The sequence below is a fragment of the Streptomyces sp. BBFR25 genome (assembly GCF_044590125.1).
Taxonomy (GTDB): Bacteria; Actinomycetota; Actinomycetes; order Streptomycetales; family Streptomycetaceae; genus Streptomyces; species Streptomyces canus_D.
Genome location: NZ_CP172447.1, coordinates 8,025,504 through 8,044,074, shown reverse-complemented (window position 1 = coordinate 8,044,074; position 18,571 = coordinate 8,025,504). Strand labels below are relative to the sequence as shown.

Sequence of the window (18,571 nt, the reverse complement as noted above, 5' to 3'; positions counted from 1 at the left end):
CCGGCGTCGTCGCTGCAGTGTGGTGCGGTGCGGTCAGCGCTTGATTTCCTTGATCTTCAGCATGCGCGTGATGACCTTGTCCAGCTCCTCGTCCTCGAAGACCTTCTTCCAGTCCTCGCGCACGATGGACTCACGGCCGTAGTCCATGGCGATCAGGCAGGCGTCCGAGAAGGGGTTGGAGCCCTTCAGCGTGTTGGCGAGGGCGACCTGGGTGTGGCCGAGCAGCATCGCGCGGGCCGCCTTCTCGGGGACGCCGACGGTGTGGACGGTCTCGTGCAGGGCCTCGGTGAGCAGCGCCCCGACCATGCAGGCGATGGTCTCCACGAGGGTCGGCTCCAGGACGGCCAGCTGCTTGACGGTGACCCAGTGGACGTCGACGACCGGCGCGTACATGACGCGGATGACGGAGTCGGCGAGTTCCCGCTTGGCCGCGTCCCCGCCCTCGTAGGCGGCGACGACCTCCTGCGGGGCGGCGATGCCGCCGAAGGTGTCCTGCCATTCCTCCTTGGTGGTGCGCTCCAGGAACACCGAGGGGTGGCAGGGGTGGGCGCAGGCGTAGTGGATGTCCTCGCGGGCGAAGAGCAGTCCGGCGTAGGCGGCGGCCGGGTCGAGGGTGAGGACGACGGTGCCCGGCTTCATGAGCGGCACGAGTTCCTCGGAGACCTTGCCGAGGACCACGTCGGGCACGGCGAGGACGACGACGTCCGCCTCGGCCGCGGCGGCGGCGGACTCGGTCAGTTCGCGGCCGAGACCGCGGATCAGCTCCTGCCCCTTGGGCGAGGCCTCGCTGAAGAGCACCCGGAAGTCGCTCTCGACCAGGTTGTTGGAGACACGCTGGCCCATCTTGCCGGCGGCCCCGATGACGGCGACGGTCTTGACGTCGGCGCGGGTTTGGATCTCGGTGGCCATTACTTGCTCCTCAGGAGGGTGTTGATGCTGTGCTGCGTCCACTGGTGTTCGAGCCGGGCGGTGGCGTCGTAGCCCTCGTCCTGCCACGGGAGCCAGTGCTCCACGATCTGGTTGATGCCGCGCTCCTCGGGACGTGCGGCGGCGATCATGCCGTCGTAGTCGAGGAGGCCCTCGCCGAGCGGGCAGCCGGCGTAGGTGAAGCCGACCCAGCCGTCGCGGCGGGTGAAGGCGAAGTCCTTGACGTGGATGTTGACCGTGTACGGCGCGGTGGCCGCCACGACGTCGGCGGGGCGTTCCAGCCGGGCGACGCTGTTGCCCGGGTCCAGGACGACGCCGAGGTGCGGGTCGTCGACGGCGCGTACGACGCCCACCAGGTCGTCGGTGGCGACCTGTTCGTAGGTCTCCAGGCCGAGGGTGACGCCCGCGGCGGCGTAGCGGGGCACGGCCTGCTTCAGGAGGGTCACCGCCTCGGCGGTGTCCGGGCGGTGGTCGGCCGTGTTGAGCATGGAGCGGACCAGGGTCACGCCCAGTTCGCCCGCCAGGTCGAGGTACTTCAGCAGGTGCTCGGGGCGGATGCCGCGGGTGCCGAGTTCCAGGGTCAGGCCGAGGTCGTCGGCGGTGGCGCGGAGGTCGGCGAGTCGCGCGCGGTCGTAGGACTCGATCGGCGCGTAGTCGCAGATCTGGAAGACCCGGCCGCCGAGGTGGGCCGTGTCGCGCAGCATCGCGGGCAGGGACATCGGCTCGGGTGCGCTGGTCGACAGGCGCCAGAAGTAGGCGTAGGTGCTGATGCCGTACGCCATCACGCCACCGCCGCCGGGGCCGGGGAGCGGAACTCGTCGAGGATCGCCTCGACGTTGGCCGGGTCGTGGGCGAAGCGGCCGAGGAACAGGCCCTCGGCGGTGCCGGCCAGGCGGGTCAGCAGGCCGGGGCCCGCGCTGCCGCCGTAGATGACGGTGGAACCGGCGTGCTGCGGGTGGCCGTCGAGCCAGCCGCGCAGGGCGGTGCAGACGGCCGCGATGTGGTCGGCGGAGGCGGGCTCGGGGGCGCCGATGGCCCACTGCGGCTCGTAGGCGAGGACGACGGCTCCCCGTAGGCCGTTGAGCAGGCGTTCGGCCTCGGCGACCGTGCGGGCGGCGGCGTCGGCCGGGTCGGCCTCGTCGCGTTCGCCGACGCACAGGACGGGGGTGAGGCCGTTGCGCAGGGCGGCGGCGGTCTTGGCGGCGACGACGGTGTCGCCCTCGCCGTACAGGCGGCGGCGCTCGGCGTGGCCGACCTCGGCGTAGCGGCAGCCGATCTCCTTGAGGACGGGGCCGCCGACCTCGCCGGTGTAGGGGCCGCTGTCCTCGGTGGCGATGTCCTGGGCGCCGAGGGCGACGCCATAGGGGGCGAGGATGCCGGTGGCGGGGACCAGGGCCGGGAAGGCGGGGAGGACGAAGAGGCGGGCGGCGCCGGAGGTGACGGCGGGGTGGCGTTGGGCGAGGGCGGCGACCTTGCGGGACCAGTTGAGCGTCTGGTGGTGGCCGAAGTACATCTTGAGGCTCACCCCCAGCAGCACGGGTGCCGGTGCGGGGGCGGGCATCAGGCGGCCGCCCCGTCGTCGGCCGTGCTCGCGTCGTCGGCGGTTTCGTAGTCGCTCATCAGCTGGACCTTGGCGGCCGACGCCGAGCTTTCGTCGAAGCGGTAGGTGAGCCACTCGGCGGCCAGGCGGCGGGCGAGTTCGAGGCCGACGACGCGCTGGCCGAAGGTGAGGACCTGGGCGTTGTTGGAGAGGATCGCCCGCTCGACGGAGAAGGAGTCGTGGGCGGTGACCGCCCGGATGCCCTTGACCTTGTTGGCGGCGATGGCGACGCCGAGGCCGGTGCCGCAGACCAGCAGGGCGCGGTCGGCCTCGCCCCGGGCGACCATCTCGGCAGCGGCGATGGCCACCTTGGGGTAGGCGGTGTGGCCGTCGGCGTCGACGCCGACGTCGGTGACCTCGGCGACCAGGGCGCTGCCGCGCAGGTCCTGCTTGAGGGCTTCCTTGTACTGGTGGCCGGCGTCGTCGGAGCCGACGACGATGCGGAGCTTGTCGGTCATGGCGGCTTTCCTCAGTGGTGGTCGAGCAGTGCGCCGTGGACGGCGCGGGTGATCAGGGCGAGTGAGTGGGCGCCCGCGTCGGGGGTGCCGAGGGACTTCTCGGCGTGCGGGCGGGCCCGGCCCCTGCGGGGCAGCAGGTCCGCGGTCCCGGCGGCGGCCTCGGTGGCGGTGGTGGCGGCCCGGTCCCAGGCTTCGGTGAGGGCCAGGCCCCCGGCCGTGCCGGCGGCCAGGGCGTCGGCGAAGGGCACGAGGACGTCGACCATGGTCTTGTCGCCGACCTCGGCCCCGCCCAGCCCGCGTACGGCGGCCGAGGCCGCCGTGACCCCTTCGGCGACGCGGGCGGCGTCCGGGGCGTCCCGGTCGCCGAGGGCCGTGCCCAGCGCGCGCAGGATGCTCCCCCACAGGGCTCCGGAGGTGCCGCCCGCCTTGTCGGCCCAGGCGTCGGCGGCGCGGGCGAGGACGGTGCCGGCGCCCGCGCCGAGCCGGTGTGCGTCGGCGGCGGCCCGGTGGGCCGCGCCGGAACCGCGCCGCATGCCGATGCCGTGGTCGCCGTCCCCGGCCACGGCGTCGATGCGGCCGAGTTCGTCGGCGTGGGCGTCGACGACCCGGGCCACCGCCTCCAGCGCGGCGAGGACGGTGACGGCGGCCTCGCGGGAGGCGTCGGAGGCGGCGGGTACGGCGGTGGCGGCGGGTACGGCGGTGTCCCGGGCGAGGGCGGTCACGGGCGCCCCGTCCCGGTCCGGCTCCGGTGTGTCGAGAGCGCCCTTGCGGTAGGCGGGCGTGTCGGCCGGGGCCCGCCACAACTCCTCCAGCCGGTCGTCCAGCCAGGTCAGGGTCAGCGAGATGCCGGCCATGTCGAAGCTGGTGACCAGTTCGCCCACCTCGGGGTCGACGATCTCCACACCGGCTTCGCCGAGGAGGGCCGCGACCCTGCGGTAGACGACGAACAGTTCCTCGTACTTGACCGAGCCGAGCCCGTTGAGGATGACCGCGGCACGCTGTCCCGCCGGGGCGGCGACGTCCTCGGGAAGTTCCTTCAGCAGCGTCTCGACGAGCAGCAGGGCCGCCTCGTCGGCGGTGGGCAGGGCCTCCTCGCCGATGCCGGGCTCGCCGTGGATGCCGAGGCCGACGGCCATGCGGGCCTCGGGGACGGTGAACAGGGGGTGGTCGGCGCCGGGCAGGGTGCAGCCGGAGAAGGCGATGCCGAAGGAGCGGGTGCGGGCGCCCGCCCGTTCGGCGACGCGCAGCACCTCCTCCAGGGGCAGGCCCTGCTCGGCCGCGGCGGCCGCCGCCTTGAAGACGGGCAGGTCACCGGCTATGCCCCGGCGCTTGGCGCGCTCGTCGGGACCGGCGCTGGAGATGTCGTCGGCCACGGCGAACGTCCGAGTCTCGATGCCGTCGGCGGCCAGGCGCTCGGCGGCCTGTCCGAAGTGCAGGACGTCACCGGCGTAGTTGCCGTACATCAGCAGGACTCCCCCGCCCCCGTGCGCGGCGGTGGCCACGGAGTGGATCTGCCGGGCGGAGGGCGAGGCGAAGACGTTCCCGACGGCCGCGCCGTGCGCCAGACCGCGGCCGACCAGGCCGGAGAACGCGGGGTAGTGGCCCGAGCCGCCGCCGATCACCACGGCGACCTGGCCGGCCGGGGTGGCGGTGGCCCGGACGACGCCGCCGCCGACGGGCCGGACCCAGCGCCGGTGCGCGGCGGTGAAGCCCTCCAGCGCCTCGTCGGCGAAGGCGGCCGGGTCGTTGTACAGGCGGGTCATCGCAGGGCCTCCTCGGCCTGGGGTGCGGGAGCGGGGGCCGGTTCGTCGGTGCGGTTGCGGGCGGCGAGCAGGATCATCAGCGCGGCGGACAGCAGCATGAAGAAGCCGACGAGGTAGAGCGGCAGGTAGTAGGCGCCGCTCCAGTCCTTGAGCCAGCCGGTGATGTAGCTGGAGGCGAATCCGGCGACGTTGCCCGCGGTGTTGATCAGGGCGATGCCGGCCGCGGCGGCGGCGCCGGTCAGGAAGCGGGACGGCACCGACCAGAAGACGGGCAGCGCGGCGAAGATGGCGCAGGCGGTCACGGTGATCACGGCGACGGTGGCGGTCGGGGAGCCCATGTAGAGGGCGAGGGGGATGGACACGCCGCCGACGACGGCCGGTCCCGCCACGTGCCAGGTGCGGGTGCCGTGGCGGGTGGCGTGCCGGGTCCAGAAGAAGAGGACGACGGCGGCGGGCAGGTACGGGATGGCGGTGATCCAAGCCTTGTCCATGACGCTGAACGTGGTGTCGTACTGGTCCTGGAAGCCGTTGATGATGGTCGGCAGGAAGAAGGCGAGGGCGTAGAGGCCGTAGACGAAGCCGAAGTAGACGGCGGCGAGGGTCCAGACGCGTCCGCTGCCGAAGGCCTTCCTGAGGTCGCCCTTGGCGTGCTTGCCCTCGTGCCCGGTCTTCCGCGCGTTCTCGGCGGCGAGTTCCGAGGTCAGCCAGTCGCGCTCGGCGGGGGTGAGCCACTTGGCGTCGGCGGGCTTGTCGATCAGGTAGAACCAGGCGATGACACCGAGGACGATCGCGGGCAGCGAGACGAACAGGAACATCACCCGCCAGCCCTCCAGGCCGAACAGTCCGTGCCGGCCGATCAGCCAGCCCGCCAGCGGGGCGCCGAAGACCGTGGTCAGCGGCTGGGCGAGGTAGAACAGGCCGAGGATCTTGGTGCGGTGGCGGGAGGGCACCCACTGGCTCAGGAAGAGGATGGCGCCGGGGAAGAACCCGGCCTCCGCGACGCCGAGCAGGAAGCGCAGTGTGTAGAGCTGGCCGCTGCTGCTGACCCAGGTGAACAGGAGGGAGACGATGCCCCAGGTCACCATGATCCTGGCCAGCCAGCGGCGGGCCCCGAAGCGGTGCAGGGCCATGTTGCTGGGGACCTCGAGCACGATGTAGCCGAGGAAGAAGATCCCGGACGCGAAGCCGAACTGGGCGGCGGTCAGGGCGAGGTCCTGTCCCATGCCGTTCGGTTCGGCGAACGAGACGGCCGTGCGGTCCAGGTAGTTCACGAAGAACATCAGCGCCACGAAGGGGACGAGGCGGACTGAGACCTTCTTGATGGCAGTTCTCTCGACTGCCGCGGATGGCGCTTGGGCACCCATGGGCGACTCCTCGGCTCGCCCGGACAGCTCCGTCCGGGTTGGGTCACTCCGGGTGGTCCGCCACGGGGGCGGCCGACCGGTTCGTGTTCACGCTAAGCCTCCGGACCAAATTGGTCACCAATTTACCAGTGTGGTGAGCGTCATAGATCTCCACACGCCCCAACTCTTGACAAACCGCAGCCGAGAAAGCGATGAACTGCCTGGTCAGCGGGATGAGTACGGCATCTGGTTGACTGGTGACCGTGACCAGTCAGCCTGATCAGCACAGCTCCGCCGACGCGCCCGACCTCGCACGGCTGCTGCGCCCCGTGGTGCGCGAGTCGTCCGTCAGCGAGGTCGCCAAGCGGCTCCTCGACCACCTCTCGGCCGGCGACATCCGGCCCGGCACCCGGCTGCCCGCCGAGCGGCAGCTGGCCGAGGCCCTGGGGGTGGCCCGGTCCAGCGTGCGCGGCGCCCTGTCGGCCCTGGACGTCCTCGGGATCATCGAGATCCGCCCGGGCTCGGGCTCCTACGTCCGCGAGGGCACCTCGGAGTTCCTGCCCCGGGCGATCAACTGGGGCCTGATGCTGGGTCAGCGGCGCACCCGGGACCTGGTCGAGGTCCGCACGTACATGGAGGGCGTCTCGGCCCGGCTCGCGGCGGAGCGGGCGACCGACGCGGACGTGGCCAGGCTGGAGGAACACCTCCAGCACATGCGCGACGCGGGCGGAGACGTCACGGCGTTCATCGACGCCGACATCGCCTTCCACCTGGAGACGGCCCGCATCGCCCGCAACACCGTGCTCAGCGACATCCTGCACAGCATCCGGGCACTGCTCCAGGTCTGGATGGAGCGCGTGAGCGACATCGAGGGCACCGTCGGCGGCACGCTGTGCGAGCACGACGCGGTGCTCCGGGCCATCCGGGCCCGCGACCCGGAGGCCGCGGACCGGGCGATGGCCGAGCACATGCGGATGGCCAGCGCACGGCTGCGCGCCTCGGTGGACGCGGAGGACTGACCCGGCGGCAACGGCCCGGCCGCGCGGTCTGTCGGAGGTGGCGCCTCGTCAATAGCCTGGTGCGGCCAAGCCGTTGCCGACCGAGGAGTCCCATGTCCACCGCGCAGCAGGTCCCCGACATCCTCTCCCCCGAGTTCGCGGCGAACCCGTATCCGGTCTACCGGATGATGCGGGACAGCGCTCCCCTCATCCGGCACGAGGCCACCCAGAGCTGGATCGTCTCGCGCTACGAGGACGTGGAGCGCGTCTTCAAGGACCGCGGCGGGCAGTTCACGACGGAGAACTACGACTGGCAGATCGAGCCCGTGCACGGCAAAACGATCCTCCAGCTGAGCGGCCGGGAGCACGCGGTCCGGCGTGCCCTGGTCGCCCCGGCCTTCCGCGGGACCGACCTCCAGGAGCGCTTCCTGCCGGTGATCGAGCGCAACTCCCGTGAGCTGATCGACGCCTTCCGGCACACCGGCCGGGCCGATCTGGTCGCCGACTACGCGACCCGGTTCCCCGTCAACGTCATCGCGGACATGCTGGGCCTGGACAAGGCCGACCACGACCGGTTCCACGGCTGGTACACGTCGGTCATCGCGTTCCTGGGCAACCTCTCGGGGGACCAGCAGGTCGCCGCCGCCGGTGCGCGCACCCGGGTGGAGTTCGCCGAGTACATGTTCCCGATCATCCGGGAGCGGCGCGAGAAGCCGGGCGACGACCTGCTGTCCACGCTGTGCGCCGCCGAGGTGGACGGGGTCCGGATGAGCGACGAGGACATCAAGGCGTTCTGCAGCCTGCTGCTCGCGGCGGGCGGCGAGACCACCGACAAGGCGATCGCTGGCATCTTCGCCAACCTGCTGGCCCACCCGGAGCAGTTGGCGACCGTGCGCGAGGACCGGAGCCTGATCCCCCGCGCCTTCGCCGAGACGCTGCGCTACACCCCGCCGGTCCACATGATCATGCGTCAGACGGCGACGGACGTCACGCTCAGCGGCGGCACGATACCCGCCGGCGCCACCGTCACCTGCCTGATAGGGGCGGCCAACCGGGACGAGAGCCGCTACCGCGACCCGGACCGCTTCGACATCATGCGCGACGACCTGACCACGACGACCGCCTTCTCGGCCGCCGCCGACCACCTCGCCTTCGCGCTCGGCCGGCACTTCTGCGTCGGCGCCCTGCTGGCGAAGGCCGAGGTCGAGACCGGGGTCGGACAGCTTCTGGACGCGCTGCCCGACCTGCGGACGGAGGACGGCTTCGAGGTGGTGGAGAAGGGCGTGTTCACCCGGGGCCCGCAGTCGCTGCCGGTGCGCTTCACCCCCGTGGCCTGAGCGACGCCACGGCCGTCAGGCCACGACGGGGGTGAAGAGCGCGGGCAGGGCGGTCAGGCCGCGCATCCAGATGGACGGACGCCAGGTCAACTCCTCGGGTTCCACCGCGAGTACGAGGTCGGGGAGCCGTTCCAGCAGGGTCTCGACCGCGGTGCGGGCGATGACGTCGGCGAGCAGGGGCGCCGGGTACGGGCACCGGTGCTCGCCGTTGCTGAAGGACAGGTGCGCGGAGTTCTCGGCGCCGACGTGTGCCTCGGGCCACAGCTGTGGGTCGGTGTTGGCCGCGGCGAGGCCGAGCACGAGGCAGTCACCGGCGCGGATCTGCCGACCGCCCAGCTGGGTGTCGTTGACGGCCCAGCGTCCGATGAAGTTCTGCGTGGGGGTGTCCAGCCACAGCACCTCGTTGAGGGCCTCCCCCACGCTGAGACGGCCGCCGGAGACGTTCAGGGCGAAGCGTTCGTCGGTGAGCAGCAGCCGCAGGGTGTTGCCGATCCAGTTGGCGGTGGGCTGCTGGGCGGCGGCGATGACGGAGATCAGGTCCTGGACGACCTCCTCGTCGGTCAGTCCCGCAGGGTGGGTCAGCATGCGGGAGGTGACGTCGGGTCCGGGGCGCTCGCGCTTGTGGCGGACCAGTCGGTGGATGCGCTCGCCCACGCGTGTGTACGCGGCGACCGGGTCGTCGCCCTCGGCCGCGTCGAGCGAGACGCGCAGGTCCTCGACGAGTCGCTGGGTCTCGGCGCCGGTGTGCGGCATCCCGCACATGCGCACGGCGGCGCGCATCGGCAGGGGGTGCGCGTAGCCGCTCATCAGCTCCGCCCGGCCGCTGCCGGCGAAGGCGGCGATGAGCCGGTCGGCGAGCTGTCTGCAGTCCCGGGCCAGTTCGAACTGGTCGATGCCCGCCAGTGCCTGGGTGATGACGCCGGCCCGCCGCCGGTGCTCCTCGCCCTCGGTGAACAGGACGGACGGCTGATGCCCCACGTAGGGCAGCAGGGGCCAGTCGGGCGGGATGCCGCCCCACTGGTTCCAGCGGCGCGAGTCCCGGGCGAACAGCTCGTCGTGGCTGGTCACATAGCTGACCTCGGGGTAGCCGAGGACCAGCCAGGCGGGGATGCCGCCGTCGAGGAGCACGGGTGCGACGGCGCCGTGCTCGGCCCGCAGCCCCCGGTACAGCTCCGACGGCGTCTGCTGGTACTCCAGCCCCGCCAGCGGTACGGCGTCCGGGTGCGCGGGGCAGCCCGGCGCGGCGACGGGGTGGGGTGACGGGTCGATGTCGGTCACGATGCGCTCTCCTGGGCCAGGGCCAGTTGGTAGAGGTGGTCCACGAGGGTGACCAGCACGTTCTTGCCCGAGGTCCGCACCCGTGCGTCGCAGTCGATCAGCGGCACGTGGTCGGGCAGCGCGAGGGCCAGCCGGATCTCGTCCAGGGAGTGCCGGGCGGTGTCGTCGTCGAAGCGGTTCACGGCCACCACGAACGGGGTGCGGTGGTGTTCCAGCCGGTCTATCGCGTACCAGGAGTCGTCCATGCGGCGGGTGTCGACCAGGACGACCGCGCCGAGGGTGCCGGAGAACAGCCGGTCCCACAGGAACCAGAAGCGTTCCTGACCGGGGGCGCCGAACAGGTACAGCACCATGCGGTCGTTGAGGCTGATCCGGCCGAAGTCGAAGGCCACGGTGGTGGTGGTCTTCGAGGTGACCCCACCGGTCTCGTCGACGCCGACTCCGGCCTGGGTCATGACCTCTTCGGTGTTGAGCGGCCGGATCTCGCTCACCGAGCGGACGAGGGTGGTCTTGCCGACTCCGAAGCCGCCCACGACGACGATCTTCAGCCCGGTCTCCGCTGCGTCGGTCAGGGGCTTGCGGCCGGAGACCGCCGGATCAGAGGTTGCGGAGCCCATGGAGCACCTCCTGGAGGAGAGCGGTGTCGGGGTGCGAGGCGGCGGTCTGGCCCAGGCGCGGGTGGCGGGCCGTGATGGATCCGGTGGCGAGCAGGTCGCCGAGCAGGATGCGGACCACCGTGATCGGCAGGGCCAGCTCGGCGGCGATCTCGACCACGGCCGTGGGGTGTCGGCACAGGTCGAGGATGCGGACGTGTTCCGACTGCACGCCGGCCGACGGCCCGCACTCGGCGACCACCAGGGTGACGAGGTCGAACGAGTCGTCGGCGCGGCTGCGCCCGCCCGTGACCGTGTAGAGCCGGTCGGGTGCGCCGGTGTCCACGGGCCTGCGCGTCACGACGAGCTGCCTCCGGGGACGGCGTGGCGCGGCTCGGCCCGCAGGTGCTCACCGATCTGCTCGACCAGCTCGGTCATCTGGTGGCCCACCACCCCGGGATCGGCGTCCTCCACCGCGACGACGGCCAGGTGCGCGCCCTCGCCCGCCTCCACGATGAACAGCAGGCCCCCGTGGAACTCGGTCATGGAGTGCCGGACGCCGCCGGTTCCGTTGCCGAACTCGACGGAGGCGCCCTGGGCGAGGGCCTGGATGCCCGAGCAGATCGCGGCGAGCTGGTCGGCCCGGTCCTGGGTGAGGTGTTCGGTCCAGCAGAGCTTGAGGCCGTCGCGCGAGAGGACGAGGGCGTGGCGGGTGCCGGGGGTGCGGTCCAGGAGGTTCTGCAGGAGCCAGGTGAGGCTGTTGTCGGTGGTCTGCATGATGGGTGCGGGGACGGTGGTTCCAGCTGCTGCGGTCACCGGCCCGTTCCTCCAATCTCACGAGCGACACGGGCAAGAGGGGCGAGGGGCCGCGGTACGGGGCCGTGCGGCGCGGTGCGGTTGCGCTGGGGGCGCGAGGGTCGGTCGCGGACCGGCCGCCTAGCCCGGGGCGGGCGGTTCGGACTCTGGTGCCCCGCCGGCCGCCCCGGACCGGCGTCCGCGGTGGAAGGCGCCGAAGCTGGCCCCGGCGTCGCGGGAGGCGGCCCCGGCCGGGCCGACGGGCGGGCGCTGGTGGTCGCGGCGTTCCCGCTCGGCCTCCGCCTCGGCCATCGTGCGGCCCGGGGAGCGCATGGGCAGGCCGCCCGGTGTGGCGGGCGGGGGTCCGGAGCGCGCCGCCTGCCCGGGCGGGCCGGTCCGCTCCTCCTCCGGGCGGACGTCCGGGACGCGTCGTGTCAGCAGCGGGGCTTCCGCGGCGGGGGCGGGGCCCGGGACGGTGGCGACGCCGCCACCGCCGAAGGTGCGGCCGGTCAGCGCGGGGCCCGGGTCCCGCTGCTGGGCGAGCAGTTGGGGCGGTACCAGGACGACGACGCCCGTGCCGCCGCGCGACGAGGGCCGGTAGCTCACGCCGACGCCGTACTTGGCGGCCAGCCGTCCCACCACGGCGAGGCCGAGGCGCGTGCCCTGCAGCGAGGCGAGGTCGTTCATCCGCCCCGACACCGCCTGTTCGGCGTGGCGCATGGCGGCGTCGGCCATCTTCAGGCCGCTGTCCTCGATGGTGACGACGATCCCGGCGGTACGTTCCTCCACGTAGACGTGGACCTCGTCGATGGGCGGCGAGAAGTTGGCGGCGTTGTCCATGAGTTCGGCCAGCAGGTGCATGACGCCCTCGGCCGCGTAGCCGGAGATCGCGGCGTCGGTGGAGCAGTGCATCCGCACCCGCCGGTAGGCGGCGATCCGGCCGACGGCGCCGCGCAGGATGCTCTCCATCACGATGGGTCTGTTCCAGGCGCGGCTGGAGCGCCCGCCCATCAGCAGGGCCAGCCGGTCGGTGATGAGGCCGAGCTGCGAGGTGCTGTGGTCCAGGCGCAGCAGGTCTCCGAGGACCTCCTCGCCGTGGCGGTCCTGCATGTCCCTGAGGTCGGCGAGCATGCTGACGGCCTTGGCCTGGACGCGGCTGAGGGACTTGGCGGAGGCGGCCTGCGCGGCGGCGGTGCGCCGTTCGCTGTGGGCCAGTTCCCGGACGAACAGCTCGGCGCAGGCGCGGGCCTGTGCTCCCCGGGGCCACTCCAGTTCGGCGAGGACGATCTCCGCCGAGGTGCCGTCCCGGAGTTTCTCCACCGCGGCGGGCAGGGTGCTGTTCGTCAGGTGTTCCAGCTCGGCGGTGACCCGGCGGGCCTCCCGCAGCGCCTGCTGGCGCCGGGACTCGGCGTCCGCGGCGTGCCGTACGGCGTCCTCCACCAGGACGGCGAAGCTCTGTACGACCTGCCGCAGGTGAGGTCCGGAGGCGGGAGCGGTGTGGGCGACGGCCTCGTCCGCGCCGGTGCCGTCGCGCACCTGCTGCGCGATGCCCGGCAACGCGACGTTGACCAGGTGCACGAGCCCGGCGTTCTCCTGGGCGAGCTGGGCCTTGAGGGCGCTGATCTCCGTCCGCCGGGCCGCCGCGGTCCGGCGCGCCCGTCCGACCAGATGGGAGCCGAGGACGACGGACACGGCGACGCACAGCCAGGACGTCACGGCGAGGGTGGCGGTCCAGCTCCGGGCGGTCTCGGGAGCGGCCGCCCAGGCGGCACCGGCGGCCGCCGCGGCGGCGGGCAGCACGAGCAGGGGGACGGCTGGGGTGGAGCGGTGGGGTTTCTGCGTCCGGGGCGGGGTGGGGGGTGCAGACACTGACATTCCGCGGTCCCTCGGGTCCTTGAGAGCGGGGAAAGGGCCGGTCGACCTGGGTCGGCCGCGGGCCGGAGCCGTGCCACCGGCGAGGGGTGATCACTCCGGCGGGCTTGCGGCTCATGCTAGTCACCGGGTTGACCGCGCATGCCGGACCGGCCGCAGACCCCACCGAGGAGCGAACTTTCCCGACATCTCGCCGATCGAACTCATCGATGTGGTACAGGCGTTCTGTCTGTGGCGGGAGTTCCGTGGGCGGGCCCCGATGGGCGCGTTCAGCCGCCCAGATGGCGGGCGAGCGCCCGGGCGACCTCGCGTGCGGCGGGTGCCGTCCAGCGCCTGCGGTGCCGGGCGAGCCGTACCGGTGTGTCGGGGAAGCCGGGTCCTTCCACCCGGACCAGGCGCCCGCGCCGCAGTTCCTCCGTCACCGTGGTCAGGGGCAGCAGGGTCAGTCCCAGCCCGGCCGCGACGCAGTTGCGCGCCGCGTCCACGCTGCCGAACCTGGTCAGCCGGGGTCTGGCGCCCGGCACCTCGAGCAGTCGGCGGGCCAGCGCGTCGCTGTAGGAGCAGCCCTCTTCCAGCAGGAAGAAGTCCTCCCCCGCCAGCTCCGGCCAGCTCGCCTTCCCGCCCCGGGCGGCCAGGGGGTGTCCGGGAGCGGCGACGAGGACGAGCGGCTCGCGGCCCACCGGCTCGGACGTCAGGTCGGGGACGTCCGTCTCCTCCTCCAGCAGCAGCGCGAGGTCGAGTCGTCCGGACCGCAGTCCCTCCACGCACTCCCGGGTCCCGGCCGCGTACAGGTGGACGTCGACCTCGGGGTGGCTGGTGCGCAGCGCGGCGACCAGTCCCGGCAGGCGGCTCGCGCACAGGGACTCCGGGCTGCCGATCACCACCCGTCCCGACACGGCGCCGGCGTCGTCGCTCGCGGCCCGCAGCCGCGCCACGGCGTCGAGCACCTCCTCGGCCCGTTCCAGGAGCCGGCGGCCGGCGTCGGTGAGCAGCGCGCCGGTGGGCAGGCGGTCGAAGAGCCGCACGCCGAGGTCCTGTTCCAGGGTGCGGATGTGCACGGTGACCGTGGACTGGGCCAGGTGCAGTTCGGCCGCGGCCGCGGTGAAGCCGCCGGTGCGGGCCAGCACGGTGAAGGTCGTCAGCAGTCGGGTGTCCACGGAGCCAGGGTATGCGGTTTCGCGATGGGGAAGATCGTGAACCATCGTTGGACACGATCGGTCGGAGGCTGGCAGCGTGTCCGCCATGACGACAGAGATCCTGCGCTACTCGGCCTTCACCCACGACCCGGCGGGCGGGAACCCGGCCGGGGTGGTCCTCGACGCCTCTGGGCTGGACGACACGGCGATGCTCGCGATCGCCGCCGAGGTGGGCTACTCCGAGACCGCATTCGTCACCGGCGGCGACGTGGAGCGGCGGCGGTTCCGGGTCCGCTACTTCAGTCCGCTCGCCGAGGTGGCGTTCTGCGGGCACGCCACGGTCGCGCTGGCCGTCGCCCTGGCCGAACGGCTGGGTCCCGGCGAGGTCGTCCTCGACACGCCCGCCGGTGAGATCCCGGTGTCCACCGCGGCCGACGCGGGCGGAGCGGTGCGGGCCACCCTCACGAGCGTGCCGACGCGTTCACGCCCGGCTCTGCCCGCCGAACGCGACGCCGCCCTGCGGGCGCTCGGCTGGACCCCGGCCGACCTGGATCCCGCGCTCCCCGCCCACGTGGCGTTCGGGGGCAACGACCACCTGGTGCTCGCCGCGGCGTCCCGGGCCCGGCTGGCCGACCTCGACTACGACTTCGACGCGCTCGCCGAGGTCATGCGCCGGTACGGCTGGACGACGGTGGACCTGGTGTGGCGCGAGTCGCCGGAGCGCTTCCACGCCCGCAACCCGTTCCCCGTCGGCGGCGTCGTGGAGGACCCGGCGACGGGTGCGGCCGCCGCGGCGTTCGGCGGGTACCTCCGCGCCCTGGGTCTGGTCACCCGGCCGGGCGCGATCGCCATCCGCCAGGGCGAGGACATGGGCCGGACCAGCGAGCTGCTGATCGAGGTGAGTCCGCGCGATCCGCGCACCCGGGTCACGGGGCGGGCGGTTCCCGTCTCCTGAGCACCCGTCCGGAGCCACCTCCAACACCGTCTGGGCGCCTGTGGGATGCGGTGCGGCCCGACTGCGGTTCGGATGGGTGCCATGCGCAGACCCATAACCGTGGCGAAACGCCACTCACGCCTGCTCACCTCAGGCGTCGTCCTCGCCACCCAGTCACTCCTCCTGACCCTGGCCGCCGTCCCGGCCACCGCCTCCGCCGACGACACCCGGACCCCCGCTCGCGGCACCGCCCACATGGGCACCGGCGTCCTCGCCCACGAAGGGGTCCAGGGCCGCCCCGTCGGCACCCGCGTCGCCCAGACCGAGGGGGTGGACGTCTCCAGCCACCAGGGCAACGTCGCCTGGTCGACCCTCTGGAAGAGCGGCGTGAAGTGGGCCTATGTGAAGGCCACCGAGGGGACCTCCTACCGGAACCCGTACTTCGCCCAGCAGTACGGCGGTTCGTACGACGCCGGCATGATCCGCGGCGCGTACCACTTCGCGACCCCCGACACCGCGGGCGGCGCCGCCCAGGCCGACTACTTCGTCGATCACGGCGGCGCCTGGTCCAAGGACGGCAAGACGCTGCCGGGTGTCCTGGACATCGAGTACAACCCGTACGGGGCCACCTGCTACGGGCGGACACACAGTCAGATGGTGAGCTGGATCCGGGCCTTCCTGGACCGGTACAAGCAGCGCACCGGCCGCCACGCCGCCATCTACACCTCCACCAACTGGTGGACGCAGTGCACCGGGAACTACAGCGGTTTCGGCGCGAGCAACCCGCTGTGGGTCGCCCGGTACGCCTCGACCGTCGGGGCGCTCCCGGCCGGCTGGGACTTCCACACGATGTGGCAGTACACCTCGTCGGGCCCGACCGTCGGGGACCACGACAAGTTCAACGGGGCGCTGGACCGCGTCAAGGCCCTCGCCAAGGGCTGACCCGGTCCGCCCCTCGCCGGCCGCCGGGTTCAGCGGCCGGCGAGGGGGCCCAGGATGTCGGCGACCTGCTCGCGCACCACGTCGCGGGCCCCGGCCGGGAGGGCGCCGATGTCCGTCCGCTCCAGGGCGTCGAGGGTCTCGTCGGCGCCCGCGTCGCACCCGGCGCTCTCGCTGAGCACGTCGTAGCCGTCTCGGACGGCGACCCGCAGCCGGTGCCGGCCCTCACCGTCGGCGTGCACGGCGGTGGCGACCACCAGGGGCGGCGGGCCGCCGGCTTCGGCGGGCTGCTTGCGGTAGCCGCTGGCCACCGGCGTACGCCAGCGCAGGCCGAGCAGCAGGTGACGCTTGGCCATGACCTCGGCCAGATCGGTCTCGTAGGGCCGGTCCGGGCCCAGCACCGTGGCACGGGCGTCCAGGACGAGGGCCGCGGGCAACAGGCAGCGCAGACTGCTGCCGACGAGGTTGCCGCCGACCGTGGCCGCCCGGCGCACGGCTCCGGTGCCGACCGAGCCCGCCGCCCGGCGCAGTACCTCCGGCACCCGGTCGTCCATGCGGTGCAGCACCACGGCCGCGCCCAGTGACTCGGCTTCGACGGCGGTCGCCTCCGGCAGCCCGCGCAGCGACATGGCCAGTTCCGGGAAGCCGTCGCGTTGCCAGGTGGCCCAGACGAGCGTGGCCCCGCCGATGGGCACCGCGCCCTGCGCCAGGCACTCCTGCGCTTCGGTCACGGTCGTGGGCTGACGCAACAGCATGGCGATCGACCTGCTTCCCGGGAGTCGGCGGCCGGACGACACCGCGTCTTCCGCCGGGTGATCACGGTCACTGGGATTGTCCGTACCGTCAAGGGGGCGCGTACAGGGCTCACTCATTTCTCGCGTGCGCCCTCCACGCGCCGAGGCGCGTGCGCGGGCCCGGCCGCCGTCTCACGGACCGAGGAGCGCGTCGGCCAGTTCGGCGCCCAGCCGCTCGCCGTCCTTGCGGACCAGTTCGGGAACCTGCGCGTTCCATGCCGCCGCCGCGCGCTCCAGGGCTTCGGCCCAGGCCCGCCGGGCGCGGCGCCCCAGCACGGCCGTGGCCAGCGGCAGCAGCGGGCGGACGACGGAGCGGCCCCTGACCCGTGCCCGCACGGTCACCCGCCAGCGTCCGTCGGGGGCGAGGCGGGGCACGACCGTCACCGAGACGTGGGCGAGCGCGTGCGTCAGGGTCCCGCTGAGGGGGGCGCGGGAGGGGTGGCGGCCGGGGCTCGTCGCCTGCCACCAACCGTCGAGGTCGAGACGCAGACGTCCGGTGCCCGCGAGGTGCTTCGCCCGCTCGCCGCCGCTCGGGTGCAGCGACGCCGACAGCCACGCCTCCCGGGGCCGTTCGGCGCTCGTGAGCCCGAGGGCGCAGACCAGCCGGGCGGGATGGACCGGGTCGTCGTCGAGGGTGACGACCTCCAGCGCCGTCTCCCGGCGGCGGTCCCAGGAGAGGACGGTGAGGCACCGGTCCGCGTCCGGCTCCCCGTCCTCGTCGTGCACGGGCCGGTACTGCGCGCCCGGCCGCAGATGCCGCCCCCGCACCAGCCGCAGGCCGGGCAGCGGACGTCCGTCGGGCAGCCGAAGCCGCGCTCCCTCGGCCGCCGTGTCCTGCGCGAGGTCGTGGAGCGTGGCCACACACGTCTCCCACCAGCGGCGGGGTACGGGGACGAGGGTCACGGTGTGCTGGAAACGGGCCATGCGGTGAGGATGGGCGCCCGGAGGGGGCCGCGTCATGGGGGCGGCCGGGCAGTGAGGGGGCGGTGTCGGCTGCCGGTTCCCGGGGTTTACTCCGGTGCGCGCGGCGTCAGCGTCCGTCCGCACCCGGACGCCTCGCGACGAAGACGAACTCCCGCCCCTCCCGGTCGGGGGCCCCGCGCACCTCCTGGACCAGGTAGCCCTGTTCGGCCAGGTCGGCCGCCACCTCCTCGCGCTCCCGGAAGCGCAGCGTCGAGTCGGAGGTCAGCACGGCGCCGTCCGCGCCGAAGACGTAGGTCCACCGGAAGGTGACCAGCGGACCGCTCACGTCCAGCAGTCGGCACCAGCTCTCGACGGTGCCCGTACCGGGGACCTCCGTGACCTGGTGGGTGTGCTCGCGGGTCCACTCCTGCCAGGCGCGCCGGGCCGGGTCCCGGGTCTCGAACACCAGGTGCCCGCCGGGCCGCAGGGCCTCGTACGCGCCGCGCAGCGTGCTCTGCCAGGAGGGCCGGTCGGTGATCGCCTGGGCGACGTTCGCCGTCATGGTCGCGAGGTCGACGCCGAGCGCCGGGAGCGAGCCGGCGTCGCCCTCGATCCAGCGCACCCGGTCGGCGCCCGGCCTGGCGCGGGCCACGTCGAGACTGGCCCCCGCGGGGTCGACACCGACGACGTCGAGGCCGCGGTCGGCCAGCAGCAGGGCGAACACCCCTGTTCCGCAGCCGATGTCCAGCACGCTGCGCGCGCCGAACTCGTCGGCCATGCGCAGATACGGGACGAGGTCGCCGCGGTCGGTTTCGAACACGTCGTAGAGCGCGGCGAGCCGCGGATGCCGGAAGCACTCGTCAGCCATACGGCCGACGATAGCGCCGCTCCCGCCGGGGAA

At 73.3% G+C, this 18,571-nt stretch carries 19 protein-coding genes; 4 read left to right on the top strand and 15 right to left on the bottom strand.

What is annotated here, in order from left to right:
* Window positions 1-33: 33 nt before the first annotated feature.
* Genes ACGH52_RS36110 through ACGH52_RS36085 form a run of 6 tightly spaced genes read right to left on the bottom strand, consistent with a single transcriptional unit; the run spans window position 34 to window position 6,112 of the window.
* Window positions 34-909: a phosphogluconate dehydrogenase C-terminal domain-containing protein gene (locus ACGH52_RS36110; RefSeq protein WP_059296633.1), complete on the bottom strand. Its 876-nt coding sequence runs from the start codon at window positions 907-909 to the stop codon at window positions 34-36.
* Window positions 909-1,709 carry a sugar phosphate isomerase/epimerase family protein gene (locus ACGH52_RS36105; protein ID WP_399945608.1) on the bottom strand — a complete coding sequence of 267 codons (801 nt, stop codon included), beginning with the start codon at window positions 1,707-1,709 and terminating at the stop codon, window positions 909-911. Before ACGH52_RS36105 ends, ACGH52_RS36110 begins: the two co-directional genes overlap by 1 nt.
* Complete coding sequence (locus tag ACGH52_RS36100) at window positions 1,709-2,488, bottom strand: triose-phosphate isomerase (protein ID WP_399945605.1); 780 nt, start codon at window positions 2,486-2,488, stop codon at window positions 1,709-1,711. Before ACGH52_RS36100 ends, ACGH52_RS36105 begins: the two co-directional genes overlap by 1 nt.
* Window positions 2,488-2,985: a ribose-5-phosphate isomerase gene (locus ACGH52_RS36095; protein ID WP_399945602.1), complete on the bottom strand. Its 498-nt coding sequence runs from the start codon at window positions 2,983-2,985 to the stop codon at window positions 2,488-2,490. The genes ACGH52_RS36100 and ACGH52_RS36095 overlap by 1 nt, the downstream gene beginning before the upstream one ends.
* An 11-nt stretch (window positions 2,986-2,996) precedes the next feature.
* The gene (locus ACGH52_RS36090; protein WP_399945599.1) at window positions 2,997-4,748 is read right to left on the bottom strand and encodes a dihydroxyacetone kinase family protein; all 1,752 of its coding nucleotides are present in this window, start codon (window positions 4,746-4,748) and stop codon (window positions 2,997-2,999) included.
* On the bottom strand, window positions 4,745-6,112 hold the full coding sequence (locus ACGH52_RS36085; RefSeq protein ID WP_059296638.1) for an MFS transporter: 1,368 nt from the start codon (window positions 6,110-6,112) through the stop codon (window positions 4,745-4,747). The genes ACGH52_RS36090 and ACGH52_RS36085 overlap by 4 nt, the downstream gene beginning before the upstream one ends.
* A gap of 236 nt (window positions 6,113-6,348) precedes the next feature.
* Here ACGH52_RS36085 and ACGH52_RS36080 point away from each other — a divergent pair, with 236 nt between their 5' ends.
* Both ACGH52_RS36080 and ACGH52_RS36075 read left to right on the top strand, forming a co-directional pair.
* The gene (locus ACGH52_RS36080) at window positions 6,349-7,110 is read left to right on the top strand and encodes a FadR/GntR family transcriptional regulator (RefSeq protein WP_121703600.1); all 762 of its coding nucleotides are present in this window, start codon (window positions 6,349-6,351) and stop codon (window positions 7,108-7,110) included.
* 92 nt (window positions 7,111-7,202) lie between these two features.
* Entirely contained in the window at window positions 7,203-8,426 is a 1,224-nt protein-coding gene (locus ACGH52_RS36075; protein WP_399945595.1) for a cytochrome P450, read from the top strand.
* Window positions 8,427-8,441: 15 nt separating this feature from the next.
* Here ACGH52_RS36075 and ACGH52_RS36070 read toward each other — a convergent pair whose 3' ends face one another.
* The 6 genes from ACGH52_RS36070 to ACGH52_RS36045 form a co-directional block, all read right to left on the bottom strand.
* A complete protein-coding gene (locus ACGH52_RS36070) occupies window positions 8,442-9,704 on the bottom strand; it encodes a cytochrome P450 (RefSeq protein ID WP_399945592.1) in 1,263 nt (420 codons plus the stop codon).
* Window positions 9,701-10,321 (bottom strand): ATP/GTP-binding protein, encoded by a 621-nt coding sequence (locus ACGH52_RS36065; RefSeq protein WP_121703603.1) that lies wholly within the window; start codon window positions 10,319-10,321, stop codon window positions 9,701-9,703. The genes ACGH52_RS36070 and ACGH52_RS36065 overlap by 4 nt, the downstream gene beginning before the upstream one ends.
* Window positions 10,302-10,658, bottom strand: a complete 357-nt coding sequence (locus tag ACGH52_RS36060; protein WP_399945590.1) for a DUF742 domain-containing protein — start codon at window positions 10,656-10,658, stop codon at window positions 10,302-10,304. The genes ACGH52_RS36065 and ACGH52_RS36060 overlap by 20 nt, the downstream gene beginning before the upstream one ends.
* Window positions 10,655-11,074 (bottom strand): roadblock/LC7 domain-containing protein, encoded by a 420-nt coding sequence (locus ACGH52_RS36055; protein WP_171986992.1) that lies wholly within the window; start codon window positions 11,072-11,074, stop codon window positions 10,655-10,657. The genes ACGH52_RS36060 and ACGH52_RS36055 overlap by 4 nt, the downstream gene beginning before the upstream one ends.
* 159 nt (window positions 11,075-11,233) lie before the next feature.
* Window positions 11,234-12,967 (bottom strand): sensor histidine kinase, encoded by a 1,734-nt coding sequence (locus ACGH52_RS36050; RefSeq protein ID WP_076972622.1) that lies wholly within the window; start codon window positions 12,965-12,967, stop codon window positions 11,234-11,236.
* Between the two features lie 266 nt (window positions 12,968-13,233).
* Window positions 13,234-14,121, bottom strand: coding sequence for a LysR family transcriptional regulator (locus tag ACGH52_RS36045; protein ID WP_399945588.1), 888 nt, complete (start codon window positions 14,119-14,121; stop codon window positions 13,234-13,236).
* An 85-nt stretch (window positions 14,122-14,206) separates the two neighbouring features.
* On the opposite strand from ACGH52_RS36045, the gene ACGH52_RS36040 reads away from it, so the two are divergent.
* Both ACGH52_RS36040 and ACGH52_RS36035 read left to right on the top strand, forming a co-directional pair.
* Complete coding sequence (locus tag ACGH52_RS36040; RefSeq protein ID WP_247700662.1) at window positions 14,207-15,055, top strand: PhzF family phenazine biosynthesis isomerase; 849 nt, start codon at window positions 14,207-14,209, stop codon at window positions 15,053-15,055.
* Between the two features lie 81 nt (window positions 15,056-15,136).
* Window positions 15,137-15,976, top strand: a complete 840-nt coding sequence (locus ACGH52_RS36035) for a lysozyme (protein WP_059296648.1) — start codon at window positions 15,137-15,139, stop codon at window positions 15,974-15,976.
* A gap of 29 nt (window positions 15,977-16,005) precedes the next feature.
* Here the strand turns inward: ACGH52_RS36035 and ACGH52_RS36030 are convergent, their stop codons facing one another.
* The 3 genes from ACGH52_RS36030 to ACGH52_RS36020 all read right to left on the bottom strand — a co-directional run bounded on the left by ACGH52_RS36030 (window position 16,006) and on the right by ACGH52_RS36020 (window position 18,538).
* The gene (locus tag ACGH52_RS36030; RefSeq protein WP_121702692.1) at window positions 16,006-16,728 is read right to left on the bottom strand and encodes an FAD binding domain-containing protein; all 723 of its coding nucleotides are present in this window, start codon (window positions 16,726-16,728) and stop codon (window positions 16,006-16,008) included.
* 171 nt (window positions 16,729-16,899) lie between these two features.
* Window positions 16,900-17,691 (bottom strand): hypothetical protein, encoded by a 792-nt coding sequence (locus ACGH52_RS36025; protein ID WP_399945583.1) that lies wholly within the window; start codon window positions 17,689-17,691, stop codon window positions 16,900-16,902.
* A gap of 106 nt (window positions 17,692-17,797) precedes the next feature.
* Window positions 17,798-18,538: a bifunctional 2-polyprenyl-6-hydroxyphenol methylase/3-demethylubiquinol 3-O-methyltransferase UbiG gene (locus ACGH52_RS36020; RefSeq protein ID WP_121702693.1), complete on the bottom strand. Its 741-nt coding sequence runs from the start codon at window positions 18,536-18,538 to the stop codon at window positions 17,798-17,800.
* Between the last annotated feature and the right edge of the window lie 33 nt (window positions 18,539-18,571).